Genomic DNA, 15,974 nt, shown 5'->3' on the forward strand with positions numbered 1-15,974 from the left:
CAGAAGTTAAAAACCTTTGCCAAAGGTATTACATTGCGCCGGGTTGCCGCTATCAAAACCGCGCTTAAACCAGCTATAGCGCTGCTCTGACGTTCCATGGGTGAAACTGTCCGGAACGACGCGGCCCTGACTTTGCTGCTGGAGACGATCGTCACCAATCGCTTCGGCGGCATTCAGCGCCTCTTCCAGATCGCCAGACTCCAGAACGCCCTGCTGCTGCATACTGTTACCCCAGACGCCAGCAAAGCAGTCCGCCTGCAGTTCCATACGCACAGAGAGTTGGTTGACTTCCGCCTGCGAGGCGTTCTGCTGCATCTGACGTACTTTCGGTTCGATGCCCAGCAGTTTCTGGACGTGATGTCCCACTTCGTGAGCAATCACATAGCCCTGAGCGAAATCCCCCTCCGCGCCCAGTTTTTCTTTCATGTCATCGTAGAAGGAGAGATCGATATAGACCGTGCCATCCGCCGGGCAGTAAAACGGCCCCATAATGGATTGTCCGGTACCGCAACCGGTACGCGTCGCCCCACGGTACATCACGAGTTTTGGCGGTTGGTAGGTGCGGCCCATTTTTTCAAACTGTTGACCCCAGGAGTCTTCCGTTGTCGCCAGAATCACCGAGGTAAATTTTGCCGCTTCGTCTTCATTCGGGCTAATGGAACGCGAAGACTGCTGCGGTGAGACCGGTTGTCCCGTCATCAGTCCCGTTAAATCGACACCGTAATACCCGGCAACCAGCACGACGATGAGCAGAATAATCCCGCCTTTGCCGCTCGGCAGACGAAACCCTGGCCCGCCCAGAGAAGGACCGCCACCCGAGTTGCTGCGCCTGTCTTCCACATTGTCACTTTCACGACGCCCTTGCCAGCGCATACTCACCTCAACAATATATTCGTTATGATGATGATCGTAGGCGGTTCAGCGCAAGATTACCACAGGAAAGCGCGATTGAAGTGCGCAGAGCAGGCCGGAGAATGTTCCCCGGCCCGAAAGGCGAGTTAGTCGAGATTCACACCCAGACGACGTGCGACGGTTTCATAGGCTTCAATCAGGCCACCCAGGCTCTGACGGAAACGGTCTTTGTCCATTTTTTCGAGGGTCTCTTTATCCCACAGACGGCTGCCGTCCGGAGAGAATTCATCACCGAGAACCACTTCACCTTTGTACAGACCGAACTCCAGTTTGAAGTCGACGAGGATCAGCCCCGCATCATCGAACAGTTTTTTCAGCACGTCATTCGCTTTATAGGTCAGCTCTTTCATTCGTGCCAGATTCTCTTTGCTCACCCAACCAAAGGTTTCGCAGTAGGAATCGTTGACCATCGGGTCATGCATTGCATCGTTTTTCAGGAACAGGTCGAATAACGGCGGATTCAGTTCGATGCCCTCTTCAATACCCAGACGTTTAACCAGAGAGCCTGCCGCACGGTTACGCACCACGCACTCGACCGGCACCATATCCAGCTTTTTCACCAGACATTCGGTATCGGAAAGCAGTCGCTCCATCTGCGTCGGGATACCCGCTTCGGCCAGTTTGGTCATGATGAAATAATTAAACTTATTATTTACCATGCCTTTACGATCAAACTGCTCAATGCGTGCGCCATCCCCTGCTGACGTATCATTGCGGAATTCGAGCACCAACAGGTCCGGGTTTTCCGTGCTGTATACGGTCTTCGCTTTACCACGATACAACTCAGCTTGCTTTTGCATCTTCATTACTCCTGGGTGTGATCATTTGTATTCAAAACGGGGAATATTATGCCACGCACACGTTTGCGTAGCACGGAAATAAAAAGGGCCGGATTTCTCCAGCCCTGTTTTTTTACTTGCTAAACGCTGCCTGGAAGATAGCAACCAGCGCGTCGTTCTGGCTCTGCGTCAGGGTATGCCCCTTCGGATCGATAAACTGCAAGCTGCTGCGGTTATCTAAATCACCGACCTGCAGTTTGTAGTCACCGGAAGAGAGCCCAGGATCGCGAGCGCCCAGTTCCTGCCAGCCGCTGTCGGACAGCGGTTTGTAGGTTACTGCCAGGCTCCCCTGCGAACGCGTGCTGTCGGTCACTTTCATACCGACTTTCTCCAGTACTGCCGGGAGGCGCTGCCAAACGGCGTTGAACGGACCACGCACCACCAGCATCGGTAAACCGGTGTCATCGGCGGCGCTCTGCACGTCCATCGTAGCGGTAGAACGGTTCTGCGCGGCATTCGCGGCATCTGTCGCGGTCTTATCGAGCCCCGCAGAAATCACGTTCATCATCTCAGTGCTGTAACGCTGCAGTGAAGCGGCGTCCGCAACAGGTTTACCAGCCTGCTCAAGGTTCACCAGTTTCACCATCACCGCCTGCTGATAGCCCTGCGGTTTAACCGAGATTTGATAACGACCACGATACTGCTCGTCTTCGTCCAGACGGTTCCAGTCAATCCAACCTGTCGTCAGCGTCTGGCTGGCATCATCACGTTTTTCAATCGTGTAGTTTTTAGACTGAATCACGCTGACCACCTGCGGCCACAGCGTATTTCCACGCCCATTCTCCACCAGCAGCGTTGCAGTATCGCCCGCAAACTGGGTCCGGGCCCCGGAGACCAGCGCCAGCGGCTGTGCCGGCGGACGGATATCCAGCGCTTTTCCTACCGCACCACTGCCGTTGGTGACCGGAATGTTGTAGTCGCTCGTGGTCACCGGCAAAATCATACCGGCAGGCGCATGAAGTTCAGCAAGCGGTGCGGCTTCCAGATAGGATTCATCACCACTCACCTGGCGCTTATAGCGCGAGTCAGAACTACAGGCCGCGAGCAGCAAAACAAGCGAAACACCCGCAACCCTGGCCAGGCGCGACTTTTGTACTGAGTAAGCCATCAAATCTCCCTAAACTTTACAGCAAACCGGCATGCTTGAGCGCCGCTTTGACAATTTCACGACCATTGTCCGTGATCGGTGTCATCGGCAAGCGCAGCGTATCGGTCGCCACAAGGCCCAACGCCTTACATGCCCATTTCACTGGGATAGGGTTGGGTTCGACAAACAGTTTGTTATGTAACGGCATCAGACGCTGGTTAATGGCACGCGCCTCGGCAAAGTGCCCTTCTGCTGCCAGTTTGCACATTTCCGCCATGTCACGCGCCGCAACGTTAGACGTCACGGAGATCACGCCATGACCGCCTAACTGCATAAAATCCATCGCGGTCGCGTCATCGCCGCTGAGCAGCAGAAAATCATCTGAAACCAGCTCTTTGATCTGGTGAACCCGACTTAAGTTCCCTGTCGCCTCTTTAATTGCGACAATATTTTTTAATTCCGCCAGACGGCCAACGGTTTCCGGCAGCATATCGCAACCGGTACGGGATGGCACATTATACAGAATTTGTGGCAGGTCAGTATGTTCAGCGATGGCTTTGAAATGCTGGAACAGACCTTCCTGAGTCGGACGGTTGTAGTAAGGCGTCACCGTCAGACAGCCGACAATCCCGCTGTCATTGAAACGCTGCGTCAGACTAATGGCTTCTGCGGTCGCGTTTGCGCCCGTTCCGGCAATCACCGGGATACGTCCATCAGCCAGCTCCAGCGTCATCATCACCACGTCGCCATGTTCGTCATGACTAAGCGTGGCAGACTCACCGGTGGTGCCAACAGAAACGATCGCCGAGGTGCCGCTGGCGACATGATAATCAATCAGTTTTTTCAGGCTTGACCGGCAGACATTACCTTTTTCATCCATCGGTGTAACAAGCGCGACAATACTTCCCGTGAACATGGGCCATCCTCTGTGCAAACAAGTGTCTCAATGTTACGTTTGGTACGACAATAAAAGCAAGCGACGAGAGCCCTTCTGATTGTTGTATGCAGGTTTTTTTTATGCTTTCCTTATGATTACCCCACCTCTCAAAGGAAGAACAGGTTTGACACCTTCATCGCAACATTACCTGGTTATTACTGCGCTGGGTGCCGATCGCCCGGGAATTGTGAACACGATCACCCGCCATGTCAGCAGTTGCGGCTGTAATATCGAAGACAGTCGCCTGGCCATGTTGGGCGATGAGTTTACGTTTATCATGCTGCTGTCGGGTACCTGGAATGCCATCACCCTGATCGAATCGACCCTGCCGTTGAAAGGTGCAGAGCTGGATTTACTGATTGTGATGAAACGTACGACGGCGCATCCCCGCCCGCCAATGCCGGCAACGGTATGGGTACAGGTCGATGTGCCGGATTCGCCACATTTAATTGAACGATTTACGGCCCTGTTCGATAACCATCGTATGAACATCGCGGAACTGGTTTCGCGCACGCAACCTGCTGAAAATGATAAGGTGGCGCAGTTATACATCCAGATTACCGCCCACAGTCCGGCGTCAGATGATGCTGCAAATATTGAGCAGGCCTTCAAAGCACTATGTACAGAACTCAATGCACAAGGCAGTATTAACGTTGTTAATTATTCACAACATGATGAACAGGATGGAGTTAAGTAATGAATCCACTGAAAGCCGGTGACATCGCACCGAAATTTAGCTTGCCGGATCAAGACGGGGAACAAGTAAATTTGACCGACTTCCAGGGACAGCGTGTGCTGGTCTATTTCTATCCGAAAGCCATGACGCCAGGCTGTACCGTTCAGGCCTGTGGCCTGCGAGATAACATGGATGAGCTGAAAAAAGCGGGTGTGGACGTGCTGGGTATCAGCACGGATAAACCTGAAAAGCTTTCCCGTTTTGCCGAAAAAGAGCTGCTTAACTTTACCCTGCTGTCCGACGAGGATCATCAGGTCTGCGAGCAGTTTGGCGTCTGGGGCGAGAAATCCTTTATGGGGAAAACCTATGACGGGATCCATCGCATCAGCTTCCTGATTGACGCGAACGGCAAGGTTGAACACGTTTTCGATGATTTTAAAACCAGCAATCACCACGATGTGGTGCTGAACTGGCTGAAAGAAAACGCCTGATTTTCGCGCTGCCGGATGACGGCTAACGTTCTGTCCGGCCTACAGTGTGTAGGCCGGGTAATTTGCTGCCTGTTCAAACGTCCTTTTTACGCACGCCTTTTTATCTCGCACCATCCGCTTATCTTTCGCCCGGAGCGCATTACGACTCGTCAACAACCTGCGCATCCGGCCAGGCATGGACAACGGCCTTGATGAGAGTCGCCAACGGAATAGCGAAGAAAACCCCCCAAAATCCCCACAGTCCGCCAAAGATCACTACCGACAGGATAATCACCAGCGGATGCAGATTCACCGCTTCAGAAAACAGCACCGGCACCAGCAGGTTGCCGTCCAGCGCCTGGATAATCAAATAGACGGCGAAACAACTCCAGAATTCGGTCCCCAGACCAAACTGGAACAGCGCCACGCCAACCACTGGGATGGTCACCACAAAAGCGCCGATATAGGGAATGAGCACAGAAAACCCTACCAACACAGCCAGCAGCAGCGAGTAGTTCAGGCCAAACAGCAGGAAACCAAGCCAGGTCGCTACGCCCACCACCATCATCTCCAGCACTTTACCGCGAATATAGTTGGTAATTTGCTGGTTCATCTCCTTCCAGACCTGTCCTGCCAGACCGCGATTGCGCGGCAGCACGCGACGCACGGCGTTTAGCATCTGATCTTTGTCTTTAACGAGGAAGAACACCATTAGCGGCACCAGCACCAGATAAACTGCCAGGGTCAGCAAGCCGACCAGAGAGGCCAGCGAATACTTCACCACCGAATCGCCCATTGTCAGCATGCGAGTGCGCATGTTTTCCGCCATGGCATCGATGATGCCCGCATCCATTAAGGCCGGATAACGACGCGGCAGGGTGGCGGCAAAATCCGACAGTTTATTCAACATGCCAGGCATGTCGCGAATCAGTAAGATCCCCTGTTGCCATGCCACTGGCATCACCACAAAGGCCATGAGCAATAGAATGCCGACAAATACAATCAGCACAAGAGAGGTCGCCCAGCGGCGCGAGCAGCCGATGGCTTCGAGACGCACCGTTGGCCATTCCAGCAGATAAGCCAGCACAATGGCGACCAGCAGCGGCGCCAGTAATCCGCTAAAAAAGAAAAGAATGCCAAACCCGGCGACCAGAATAACCAGCAAGGCAATCGCCTCGGGGTCGCTAAAGCGACGGCGATACCATTGCATCAACATTTCGAGCATAAAACCTTCCCTGAACCTCAATAGCGGGATTGCGATCCCGAATTGTATCGAAATGTCACAAAAAAGACTTCGCTTTTTATTGCTGATTCTGGAAACTGAAAAGTCATTTGTGCAGGGTATTCATCGACAAATTTCGCCGTTACACTGCCTGTGTCGGCTAAACGGAACGATACAGCCCGGCATCGGTCAAATGACTATCTCAAAGAAAACAGGACAGAGGTTATGTTCAGGCAGTTCAAGAAAAACCTGGTGGCGACCCTCATTGCCGCGCTGACCCTGGGTCAGGTGGCTCCCGCGTTCGCAGACTCTGCGGACAACCTGCCGGACATGGGAACCTCGGCGGCCAGCACGCTCTCCATCGGGCAGGAAATGCAGATGGGAGATTATTATGTACGCCAGTTGCGCGGCAGCGCGCCGCTGATTAACGATCCGCTACTGGTTCAGTACATTAATAGCTTAGGTATGCGTCTGGTTTCACACGCCGATTCGGTTAAGACGCCCTTCCATTTCTTTTTGATCAATAACGATGAAATCAACGCCTTTGCTTTTTTTGGCGGTAACGTCGTGCTGCACTCCGCGCTGTTTCGCTATTCCGACAACGAAAGTCAGCTCGCCTCCGTCATGGCGCACGAAATCTCACACGTCACCCAGCGCCACCTGGCGCGCGCTATGGAAGATCAGAAACGCAACGCACCGCTGACCTGGGTTGGCGCACTAGGCTCCATTCTGTTAGCGATGGCTAACCCACAGGCCGGGATGGCCGCACTCACCGGTACGCTGGCGGGAAGTCGTCAGGGGATGATCAGTTTTACCCAGCAGAACGAACAGGAAGCCGACCGTATCGGCATTCAAGTCTTACAACGTTCCGGATTCGATCCTCAGGCAATGCCAACCTTCCTGGAAAAACTGCTCGACCAGGCGCGTTACTCCTCTCGTCCGCCTGAAATTTTGCTGACCCACCCCCTGCCAGAAAGCCGTCTCTCGGATACCCGCAACCGCGCAAACCAGATGCGTCCGGTGGTCGTGCAATCCTCTGAAGATTTCTACCTGGCGAAAGCGCGAACGCTGGGAATGTATAATTCCGGGCGCAACCAACTGACCAGCGACATGCTGGACGAGTGGGCAAAAGGGAATGTCCGACAACAGCGCGCGGCGCAGTATGGTCGTGCGTTACAGGCGATGGAAGCCAGTAAATACGACGACGCTCGCAAAGCGCTGCAACCGCTGCTGTCTGCAGAACCGAATAACGCCTGGTATCTGGATCTGGCAACCGATATCGACCTCGGACAGAAGAAAACCAACGACGCCATTGCCCGACTGAAAAAGGCGCGTGATTTGCGCGTCAACCCGGTCCTGCAACTCAACCTTGCAAACGCCCTGCTGCAGGGCGGTCAGCCACAAGAAGCGGCGACCATCCTCAACCGCTATACGTTTACTAACAAAGACGACGCCAACGGCTGGGATCTGCTGGCGCAGGCGGAAGCGGCGCTGTTTAACCGCGATCAGGAACTGGCCGCCCGTGCGGAAGGGTATGCGCTGGCGGGCCGTCTCGATCAGGCCATTTCGTTACTGAGCAGTGCCAGTTCGCAGGTGAAACTGGGTAGCCAACAGCAGGCACGTTACGATGCACGCATCGACCAGTTACGCCAGTTGCAGGAACGCTTTAAGCCGTACACGAAAATGTAATAAGGACTCACCATGTCAAAGGCCGTAAAAATCTACCATAACCCGCGTTGCTCAAAGAGCCGCGAAACGCTGAATCTGCTGCAATCGCACGGGGTGGAACCGGAAGTGGTGCTTTACCTGGAAACGCCCGCAGATGCCGCAACGCTGCGTCAGCTGTTGAAGATGTTGGGTATGTCCAGCGCCCGGGAACTGATGCGCCGGAAAGAAGATCTCTACGCATCACTCAACCTGGCAGACAGCAGCCTGAGCGAAGAGGAACTGATTCAGGCAATGGTGGAAAACCCGAAACTGATGGAGCGCCCCATTGTCGTTGCGAACGGCCAGGCGCGCATCGGCCGTCCGCCGGAGCAGGTACTGGACATTATCGGCTAATCACTACGCCGTAGCGCTTCAAGAAAAGCCTGCGGCGTCATCTCCCCCAGTTTTTTTTGCGCCTTGCCAGTATTGTAACTTTCGCTAATCTCTATCAGCAGCCGGCTGGCCGATACATCCTTTACCCGTGGAACGATCGCCGCCAGCGGAAGATTGACCTGGACAGCATTCTGCACGTTCCGGTTTATTTTGTGCGTTATCCCCCGCGCTATCAGCCTCTGTTCCAGCCCAACGCAATTCGCGTCAGTAATGAAAGTCTCAATAGATTGTATATCAACAGGACAGGCCGCCAGTAGCGCATCCAGCCATTTCATGACCAGATGCGGCGAAATCCCCGCATACAAACGCGCATAACACCAGCCGCTCACCGGTTCGCGAGCCCAGAGCAGATGATGCTCCCCGCCATCCTCCATATGCAATGACAGCGGGAGATGGCGTACCTCAAGCAAATGAGGGAACTGCCCGGCCTTCAGTGCTTTTTTTCCCTGCAAACACGCCCCCTGACGCTGCACCATCGCCGGTTTAAGATAACGATTTAGCGTCGCACGAGAGACGCGAATTCCCAGTCCCTCATTGACCAGCAACAGAAGTTCATCTAACGGCGCGCCGGTGGCATCCCGCAGTCCGTTAACCAGCGCAATTTGTTCCTGTCTCATCGCTTTATGTATCACTTTCGGGGTGGTTTGCCGATCGGCAGTCTGCTCACGTTGACGCCAGCGTCTGACCGTAGTGACCGAAATCCCCAGCTCAGCGGCCAGCGCCCTGTCGCTTTTATCCGACTGCTGCAGATAACGTCGGATACGCGGTGTGGTGGTGGCATTGGCATGTAGTTTTATTTCCATCGCCAAATCCTTTTTCGCAAAGATAACTAATCATATGAGATTTACATTTATGTAGCGAACACATTGTGACCAGACTCACCTTTCGACCAGCATCCTTCACTGATAATCCATTGGCATAACACAACTACCCTCAGCCGATCTTGTACGGAGTTCACAATGAACAATGTTCTGGGATTTCTTGAAGCAAAACTGATGCCGCTTGCGGCCAAAACGGCGCAGCAGCGTCACCTGGGTGCGATCCGCGGTGCCTATGTTTCCTTTATGCCGTTTATTATCGTCGGCTCCATTCTGTTGGTTATCTCCTCTTTTCCGAACCAGACCTATCAGCAATTTATGTCTGGCGCGTTTGGCGAAAGCTGGAGCAGCATTATTGAGATCCCGTTCAACGCGGTGTTCTCAACAATGTCACTGTTTATCAGTTTCCTGGTTGCCTACCGTCTGGCGGAACACTACGCTGAAGACCGTATCTCCTGCGGCATTCTGGCGCTGGTCAGCTTTTTGATCCTCACCCCGTTTATCAAAGTTGCGGATAACGGCGGTATCACCGTGATACCTGTGGAGTGGATCGGCACTAAAGGGCTGTTCGTTGCGATGATTGGCTCATTGCTGTGGACGGAATTGTTCTGCTGGCTGAAACGCAAAAAGCTGGTCATCAAGATGCCCGAAGGGGTTCCGCCTGCCGTACAGGAATCGTTCGCCGCGCTGATCCCGGCCCTGTTAGTGATGATCCTGGTGCTGGTCATTCGCATCCTGTTTGAAAATACTCACTACCAGACCATTCACCGGTTTATCTACGACGTGGTTGCAACGCCGGTTCGCCACTATGGCACCTCTTATTTTGGCGCGTTGATGACCGTATTCAGCATCACCATTTTATGGTCGGTGGGCATCAACTCCGGGTCGATGATCAATGGCATTATTCGTCCATTGTGGATGGAGAACCAAACGGATAACATCGCCGCAATTCAGGCGGGCGTTACGCCGCCGCATATTATCACCGAGCAGTTTTTTGACATGATCTGGATGGGCGGGGCTGGCGCAACCTTATCGCTGGTCATCGCGATGCTGATTTTTGCTCGCAGTAAAAATATGCGGGAAGTAGCCCGACTGGGGGCCGGCGCATCGATTTTCAATATTAATGAACCCATTCTGTTCGGTCTGCCGGTTATCATGAACCCTATCATGCTTATCCCGTTCAACCTGGTGCCTCTGGTATTAGTCACCATCCAGTACGTCGCAATGAAAATCGGGGCTGTCGCCGTCACTACCGGGGTGTTCATCCCGTGGACACTGCCGCCGGTTATCAGTGGTTTTATCGTCACAGGCCATCTCAGCGGCAGCGTCATGCAAATCATTAATTTACTGATTGGCGCAATGCTCTATCTGCCCTTCATGCGCATTGTCGATAAACAATACCGCGCGGCGGAAATCGCCACACTGACACAAAACGAGAGCACACCCGTTAAACAGGAGTAAAACATGTGGGGAATTATCGCCACCTGGCGAATGGCGCTTGAAGGCGTTACGGAGGCCGCTTCTGCGCTGTCTGCAGGACAACCGACTGCCCGCGCGGTGGTGGATGCCGTTGCCGCTGTTGAGGACTTCCCATTGTACAAGTCCGTTGGCTACGGCGGGCTGCCAACAGAAAATGGTGAGGTGGAACTGGATGCCGCATTTATGGATGGCGACACGCTGGCGTTCGGCGCCGTGGGAAATCTCGTGGACATCGCGAATCCGGTACGCGTAGCGCACGCCCTGAGCCGCCAGCGCTATAACAGCCTGCTTGTTGGCGAGGGTGCTCGCGAATGGGCGCTTAGCCAGGGGTTTGCTGAAAAAACCATGCTTACCGATCGCGCCATCCAGCACTATCGCAAACGCTGTCGCGAAACGCTGGATAAGGGGCTGAGTCCTTATGACGGCCACGATACCGTCGGAATCATCGGGCTGGACGCACACGGTTCGATGAGCGTGGCGACCTCCACCAGCGGTCTGTTTATGAAAAAACGCGGTCGTCTGGGGGACTCACCGATTATTGGCTCCGGTTTCTACTGTGATAGTCAAATCGGCGCTGCAACCGCCACGGGCGTCGGCGAAGACCTGATGAAGGGCTGCACCAGTTACGAGATCGTTCGCCGTATGGCGCAAGGCATGACGCCGCAGCAGGCAGCGGACTCGGTGGTTTTTGAACTTGAGGACAACCTGATGTCCCGCTTTGGTCGGGTGGGCGATTTGTCTGTCGTTTGTATGAACAACCGGGGAGAGTTTGGCGCGGCGACCAATATCAAAACCTTCACGTTTACCGTTGCCACAGCCAGCCAGCCGCTCACCGTTTATCTCGCTGAACGTCGACACGAAAAGACCCACTACCAGCCTGTCGATGAGGCCTGGATGCAGGCCTATGCGGCACGGATCCGTGCGCCAATAGAGGAAGAATAATGATTACCTATCAGTTGATTCATTCCCTTTCAGAGGCGCAACCCAACGCGCACCTGATTGCTCCGTCCACAAGCCAACCGTTACCGGACAGCACGCTGATAAACGAAATGCGTGCAACGGGTAACATAGCGGACGCCTGTTTCGGCTGCGCCCCCTTCAAACGTATTACCCTTATTCCGCCAGCGCTGTGGCAGGACAACCTGACTGACGGTTTACTGAAGGCCCTGCGTCCACTGTTCGCCACGCCGGCCAGTGCCCGCGTGATTATTGATATCCGCGACATTCACGAAGCCGTGCTGCTTCAGGTTCTGCGTTTTCTGTTCAATCAGGTTTATCGCCTGAATGATCTACAGCTGAAAACAGCAGACAACGCGACGGTGCGACTCTCCCACATCGACGCGCTTTGTTTACCCGGGCAGCAGGAAGCATTAGAGATAATTTTTCGTCAACAGCAGGCCATTGCCAACGGAATGGTCGCCGCCCGCCGTCTTGCCGACATCCCATCCGACTGCTGTACGCCACAGTTTGTCGCCGACCAGGCGCAAGCGCTTTGCGCCGCCTTCCCCACTCTGCGTTGCGAAGTGCTGAATGAGCAGCAGATTGTTGAGCAGGGCCTCGGATTGTTACATGCGGTTGGCAAAGGCGCGGCATGCCCCCCGCGTCTGGTTGCCATTCATTACGATGGCGCAGCCGACGGCCCTGTCCGCTGCTATGTCGGAAAAGGCATCACCTTCGATACAGGAGGACTTTGGCTGAAAGAAGGCGCAGGCATGTACACCATGAAATACGATATGTGCGGCGCGGCAAATGTGTTGGGTCTGCTGCTTAGCGCAGCAGAGTTAAATTTGCCGGTGCGCATGATGGGCGTACTGGCGCTGGCTGAAAATGCCATCGGGCCGAATGCGATGCAACCGGGCAATGTGGCGCGCGCCTGCAACGGTATGACGGTGGAGATTAATAATACCGATGCCGAAGGGCGACTGGTGCTCGCTGACGCCATCGCCTGGACCAGCCAACGCCATCCGCAGGCGCGTTATATCATCGATATGGCGACCTTAACCGGCGCGGTAGTGAAAGCACTGGGATACGAACTGAGCGGGCTGATGACACAGGATGAGTCGCTACGGGATAATCTCACCCGGGCAGGGAAAAAATGTGGCGATGAAGTCTGGTCTTTGCCACTGGACGCGCGCTTGCAGAAACAAACCGAAAGCGCGATTGCCGATCTCTGTAATACGCCCACGAACAATGCCGCGATCAGCGCGTCAGCGGCCTGGCTGTTGCATCATTTTTGTCCGGCAACTATCCCGTGGGCGCATCTCGACGTCAGCGGTACGGCGTTGTGGCGCGAAGGAGGGAAAAGCGTGGCGTCGGGCAGGCCCATTCCACTGCTGATGCAGCATTTGTTTAACGAGCTGGCAGTTGAGAAGTAAACCCCGGCGTTACGGCGTTTGTTCGGCAGCGGATGCCTGATGGCGCTACGCTTATCAGGCCTACTGTGATACGTAACCTTGTATTCCGGCTACAGCTTCAGGATCTCTTTCACGAACGGGATGGTTAATTTGCGCTGCGCGGTGATGGACGCATGATCAAGCTGATCGAGCGTTATAAACAGCGTGCGCATTTCCCTGTCGAGTCGCTTGAGCAAGAAGCGTCCCACGTCTTCCGGGAGTTCAAATCCACGCAGCCGCGCGCGCAACTGCAGCGCCTGCAGTTTGTCTTCATCCGACAGAGGTTGTAGCTTGTAGATTTGTCCCCAGTCCAGACGCGAGGCCAGATCGGGCAGACCGAGGTTTAACTGACGCGGCGGACGATCGCCGGTGATCAGCAACCGCGTTTTTCCAGATTCCAGAATGCGATTGTAGAGATCAAAAATGGCCATCTCCCACAGTTCGTCCCCGGCGACGCATTCGATATTGTCGATGCAGACTAATGAAAGATGTTCCATCCCGTCGAGCACTTCCGGGACAAACCAGGTGCGTTTGTCCAGCGGCACATAGCCCACCGCATCACCACGCTGAGACAGTTCAGCGCACGCGGCGTGCAGTAAATGACTACGGCCCGCGCCTTCACGCGACCAGAGATAGATGTATCCGCTATGATCCTGGCGCAGCACGTTTTGCAGTGCAGCCAGTAAAGAGGCGTTATCCCCCGGCCAGAAACTTGAGAAAGTTTCGTCGTCAGGAAGATAAAGTGGCAAAGAGAGCTGTGCCGGTGTGTTCAGAGAGACCTCAATCCAGATTTCATTCAATCGCGATGAGTTTATCACAGAATTCTGTCGTGTTAGAACCGGGCAGCATCACTGCCCGGATCCCATGTTACTGTTGCGGCGTATCCGCATCTTCCGCGTCCAGCACCACTTCTTCCGGGCGCAGGACAGAGATCAGCTTGAAGATCAGGCTCAGCGCGATCCCAACGATTGTCGCCAGCGCCATCCCTTTCAGCTCCGCCGCACCAATGTGTACCTTCGCCCCGCTGACGCCGATTATCAGGATAACGGAGGTCAGGATCAGGTTCTGCGCTTTGTTGTAATCCACTTTCGATTCAATCAGCACGCGAATACCGGACGCGCCGATCACTCCGTACAACAGCAATGACACCCCGCCCATAACCGGCAGTGGGATTATCTGGATAGCCGCCGCCAGTTTGCCGACGCAGGAGAGCAGAATGGCAAAAATCGCCGCACCGCCGATCACCCAGGTGCTGTAAACACGCGTGATCGCCATTACGCCAATGTTCTCACCGTAAGTGGTGTTCGGCGTGGAGCCAAAGAAGCCGGAAATCACCGTCGACAGACCGTTAGCAAACATCGAGCGATGCAGGCCCGGATCGCGAACCAGATCCTTTTTGACGATATTCGCTGTCACCACCAGGTGACCAACGTGTTCGGCAATCACCACCAGCGCCGCAGGCAGAATGGTCAGAATAGCGAACCACTCAAAGCGAGGAGTGTAGAAGGTCGGCAGTGCAAACCAGTGCGCCTCGGCAATCGGTGTGGTATCGACCACGCCCATCGCAAATGACAACGCATAACCTGCCAGTACCCCAATCAGGATAGGGATGATCGCGAGGAAACCGCGGAACAGCACCGAGCCGAACACGGTAACCGCCAACGTCACCATCGAGATAATGATGGTCTTTGAGTCCGCAGTTTGTCCTTCCGCAGGCAGCAGTCCGGCCATTCCGGCGGCAACGCCTGCCAGTTCCAGACCGATGACGGCAACGATTGCGCCCATTGCCGCAGGAGGAAACATAACGTCCAGCCAGCCGGTACCGGCTTTCTTCACAATGAAAGACACCAGGCAGAACAGCACGCCACACATGATGAAGCCGCCCAGCGCCACTTCATATCCCAACGGCAGCAACAGCAAAACCGGTGAGATAAAGGCGAAGCTTGAGCCTAAATAGGCCGGGATTTTTCCTTTACAGATAAAGAGATACAGCAATGTCCCGATCCCGTTGAATAACAGAACGGTGGCCGGGTTAATATGAAACAGAACTGGCACCAGCACGGTTGCGCCAAACATGGCGAACAGGTGTTGCAAACTAAGCGGGATTGTCTGTAAAAGCGGCGGTCTTTCACTCACCCCGATAGCACGGCGCGTCATAGTGTTTTCCTCTGAGTGTGATGGTCATTAGCTGTTGAGTTGTTTTATTCAAAAAAAAGCCGACTCTTAAAGTCGGCTATTTAGTCATTATTCACTTACTTGGTACCAAAAATCTTATCGCCGGCATCACCAAGCCCCGGAATAATGTATCCGTGCTCGTTTAAGCCCTGGTCGATCGATGCGGTGTACAGTTCCACATCCGGATGCGCTTTTTCCAGCGCGGCGATGCCTTCCGGTGCCGCCACCAGCACCAGCACTTTAATGCTGCTGCAGCCCGCTTTTTTCAGCAGATCGATGGTTGCGATAACGGACCCCCCGGTCGCCAGCATCGGGTCGACGATCAGCGCCATGCGCTCGTCAATGTTAGAAACCAGCTTCTGGAAATACGGGACCGGCTCCAGCGTCTCTTCGTTACGGTACATGCCGACCACGCTGATACGCGCGCTTGGCACGTTTTCCAGCACGCCGTCCATCATCCCCAGGCCTGCGCGCAGGATAGGCACGACGGTAATTTTTTTGCCTTTGATTTGATCCACTTCGACCGGACCATTCCAGCCTTCAATGGTCACTTTTTCAGTTTCCAGGCCCGCAGTCGCTTCGTAGGTCAGCAGACTGCCTACTTCCGAGGCGAGTTCACGAAAGCGTTTGGTGCTGATATCGTTCTCACGCATCAGACCCAGCTTGTGTTTGACGAGTGGGTGTTTGACTTCCACGATCTTCATACTCTTCTCCTTTCCTCAGACGAGTGGCAACCACAAAAAAATCGCCGGATTATACCGCTTTTCCTCTCTGGCGCAACATAACGTATGCATGACCTGGATCAAGCAAAGTGGTATACGTTTGGGTGATGAGTATAAAACACGCCCCGCATTCTGTGCGGGGCT

The 15,974-nt window shown here is 54.3% G+C and carries 16 protein-coding genes; 7 read left to right on the forward strand and 9 right to left on the reverse strand.

Features of this window, described 5'->3' with window-relative positions; translation table 11 throughout:
* Positions 1–6: 6 nt before the first annotated feature.
* From ypfJ to dapA, 4 genes are all read right to left on the reverse strand, one after another.
* Positions 7–873, reverse strand: coding sequence for a KPN_02809 family neutral zinc metallopeptidase (ypfJ, locus tag QQZ17_RS24600; RefSeq protein ID WP_152403003.1), 867 nt, complete (start codon positions 871–873; stop codon positions 7–9).
* Between the two features lie 125 nt (positions 874–998).
* Positions 999–1,712, reverse strand: coding sequence for a phosphoribosylaminoimidazolesuccinocarboxamide synthase (purC, locus tag QQZ17_RS24605; protein ID WP_152403001.1), 714 nt, complete (start codon positions 1,710–1,712; stop codon positions 999–1,001).
* Between the two features lie 112 nt (positions 1,713–1,824).
* On the reverse strand, positions 1,825–2,859 hold the full coding sequence (gene bamC, locus QQZ17_RS24610; protein WP_042317632.1) for an outer membrane protein assembly factor BamC: 1,035 nt from the start codon (positions 2,857–2,859) through the stop codon (positions 1,825–1,827).
* Positions 2,860–2,875: 16 nt separating this feature from the next.
* Entirely contained in the window at positions 2,876–3,754 is an 879-nt protein-coding gene (gene dapA / locus QQZ17_RS24615; RefSeq protein WP_042317631.1) for a 4-hydroxy-tetrahydrodipicolinate synthase, read from the reverse strand.
* A 145-nt stretch (positions 3,755–3,899) separates the two neighbouring features.
* On the opposite strand from dapA, the gene QQZ17_RS24620 reads away from it, so the two are divergent.
* Complete coding sequence (locus QQZ17_RS24620; RefSeq protein WP_199800599.1) at positions 3,900–4,472, forward strand: glycine cleavage system transcriptional repressor; 573 nt, start codon at positions 3,900–3,902, stop codon at positions 4,470–4,472.
* Positions 4,472–4,942 carry a thioredoxin-dependent thiol peroxidase gene (bcp, locus tag QQZ17_RS24625; protein ID WP_046484951.1) on the forward strand — a complete coding sequence of 157 codons (471 nt, stop codon included), beginning with the start codon at positions 4,472–4,474 and terminating at the stop codon, positions 4,940–4,942. Before QQZ17_RS24620 ends, bcp begins: the two co-directional genes overlap by 1 nt.
* A 139-nt stretch (positions 4,943–5,081) precedes the next feature.
* Here bcp and QQZ17_RS24630 read toward each other — a convergent pair whose 3' ends face one another.
* Positions 5,082–6,146, reverse strand: a complete 1,065-nt coding sequence (locus QQZ17_RS24630) for an AI-2E family transporter (RefSeq protein ID WP_152402997.1) — start codon at positions 6,144–6,146, stop codon at positions 5,082–5,084.
* 222 nt (positions 6,147–6,368) lie between these two features.
* On the opposite strand from QQZ17_RS24630, the gene bepA reads away from it, so the two are divergent.
* Positions 6,369–7,832 carry a beta-barrel assembly-enhancing protease gene (bepA, locus tag QQZ17_RS24635; RefSeq protein WP_152402995.1) on the forward strand — a complete coding sequence of 488 codons (1,464 nt, stop codon included), beginning with the start codon at positions 6,369–6,371 and terminating at the stop codon, positions 7,830–7,832.
* 12 nt (positions 7,833–7,844) lie between these two features.
* Positions 7,845–8,204 (forward strand): arsenate reductase (glutaredoxin), encoded by a 360-nt coding sequence (arsC, locus tag QQZ17_RS24640; protein ID WP_094465615.1) that lies wholly within the window; start codon positions 7,845–7,847, stop codon positions 8,202–8,204.
* Here arsC and QQZ17_RS24645 read toward each other — a convergent pair.
* A complete protein-coding gene (locus QQZ17_RS24645) occupies positions 8,201–9,046 on the reverse strand; it encodes a helix-turn-helix domain-containing protein (RefSeq protein WP_152402993.1) in 846 nt (281 codons plus the stop codon). The two genes, arsC and QQZ17_RS24645, sit on opposite strands and share 4 nt — an antisense overlap.
* A gap of 156 nt (positions 9,047–9,202) precedes the next feature.
* Between QQZ17_RS24645 and celB the strand changes: the two genes are divergently transcribed.
* Genes celB through QQZ17_RS24660 form a run of 3 tightly spaced genes read left to right on the forward strand, consistent with a single transcriptional unit; the run spans position 9,203 to position 12,915 of the window.
* A complete protein-coding gene (gene celB / locus QQZ17_RS24650) occupies positions 9,203–10,522 on the forward strand; it encodes a PTS cellobiose transporter subunit IIC (RefSeq protein WP_152402991.1) in 1,320 nt (439 codons plus the stop codon).
* 3 nt (positions 10,523–10,525) lie between these two features.
* Positions 10,526–11,482: a N(4)-(beta-N-acetylglucosaminyl)-L-asparaginase gene (locus tag QQZ17_RS24655; RefSeq protein ID WP_152402988.1), complete on the forward strand. Its 957-nt coding sequence runs from the start codon at positions 10,526–10,528 to the stop codon at positions 11,480–11,482.
* On the forward strand, positions 11,482–12,915 hold the full coding sequence (locus QQZ17_RS24660) for a leucyl aminopeptidase family protein (protein WP_152402986.1): 1,434 nt from the start codon (positions 11,482–11,484) through the stop codon (positions 12,913–12,915). Before QQZ17_RS24655 ends, QQZ17_RS24660 begins: the two co-directional genes overlap by 1 nt.
* An 89-nt stretch (positions 12,916–13,004) precedes the next feature.
* On the opposite strand, the gene QQZ17_RS24665 is transcribed toward QQZ17_RS24660, so the two are convergent.
* From QQZ17_RS24665 to upp, 3 genes are all read right to left on the reverse strand, one after another.
* Positions 13,005–13,706, reverse strand: coding sequence for a DnaA inactivator Hda (locus tag QQZ17_RS24665; RefSeq protein ID WP_216631413.1), 702 nt, complete (start codon positions 13,704–13,706; stop codon positions 13,005–13,007).
* Between the two features lie 94 nt (positions 13,707–13,800).
* Positions 13,801–15,090, reverse strand: a complete 1,290-nt coding sequence (gene uraA, locus QQZ17_RS24670) for a uracil permease (protein WP_046484976.1) — start codon at positions 15,088–15,090, stop codon at positions 13,801–13,803.
* Positions 15,091–15,185: 95 nt separating this feature from the next.
* Complete coding sequence (gene upp, locus QQZ17_RS24675; protein ID WP_103775515.1) at positions 15,186–15,812, reverse strand: uracil phosphoribosyltransferase; 627 nt, start codon at positions 15,810–15,812, stop codon at positions 15,186–15,188.
* Between the last annotated feature and the right edge of the window lie 162 nt (positions 15,813–15,974).

This window comes from Citrobacter sp. T1.2D-1, assembly GCF_950098555.1.
In the GTDB taxonomy this organism is placed as follows: domain Bacteria; phylum Pseudomonadota; class Gammaproteobacteria; order Enterobacterales; family Enterobacteriaceae; genus Citrobacter_A; species Citrobacter_A telavivensis.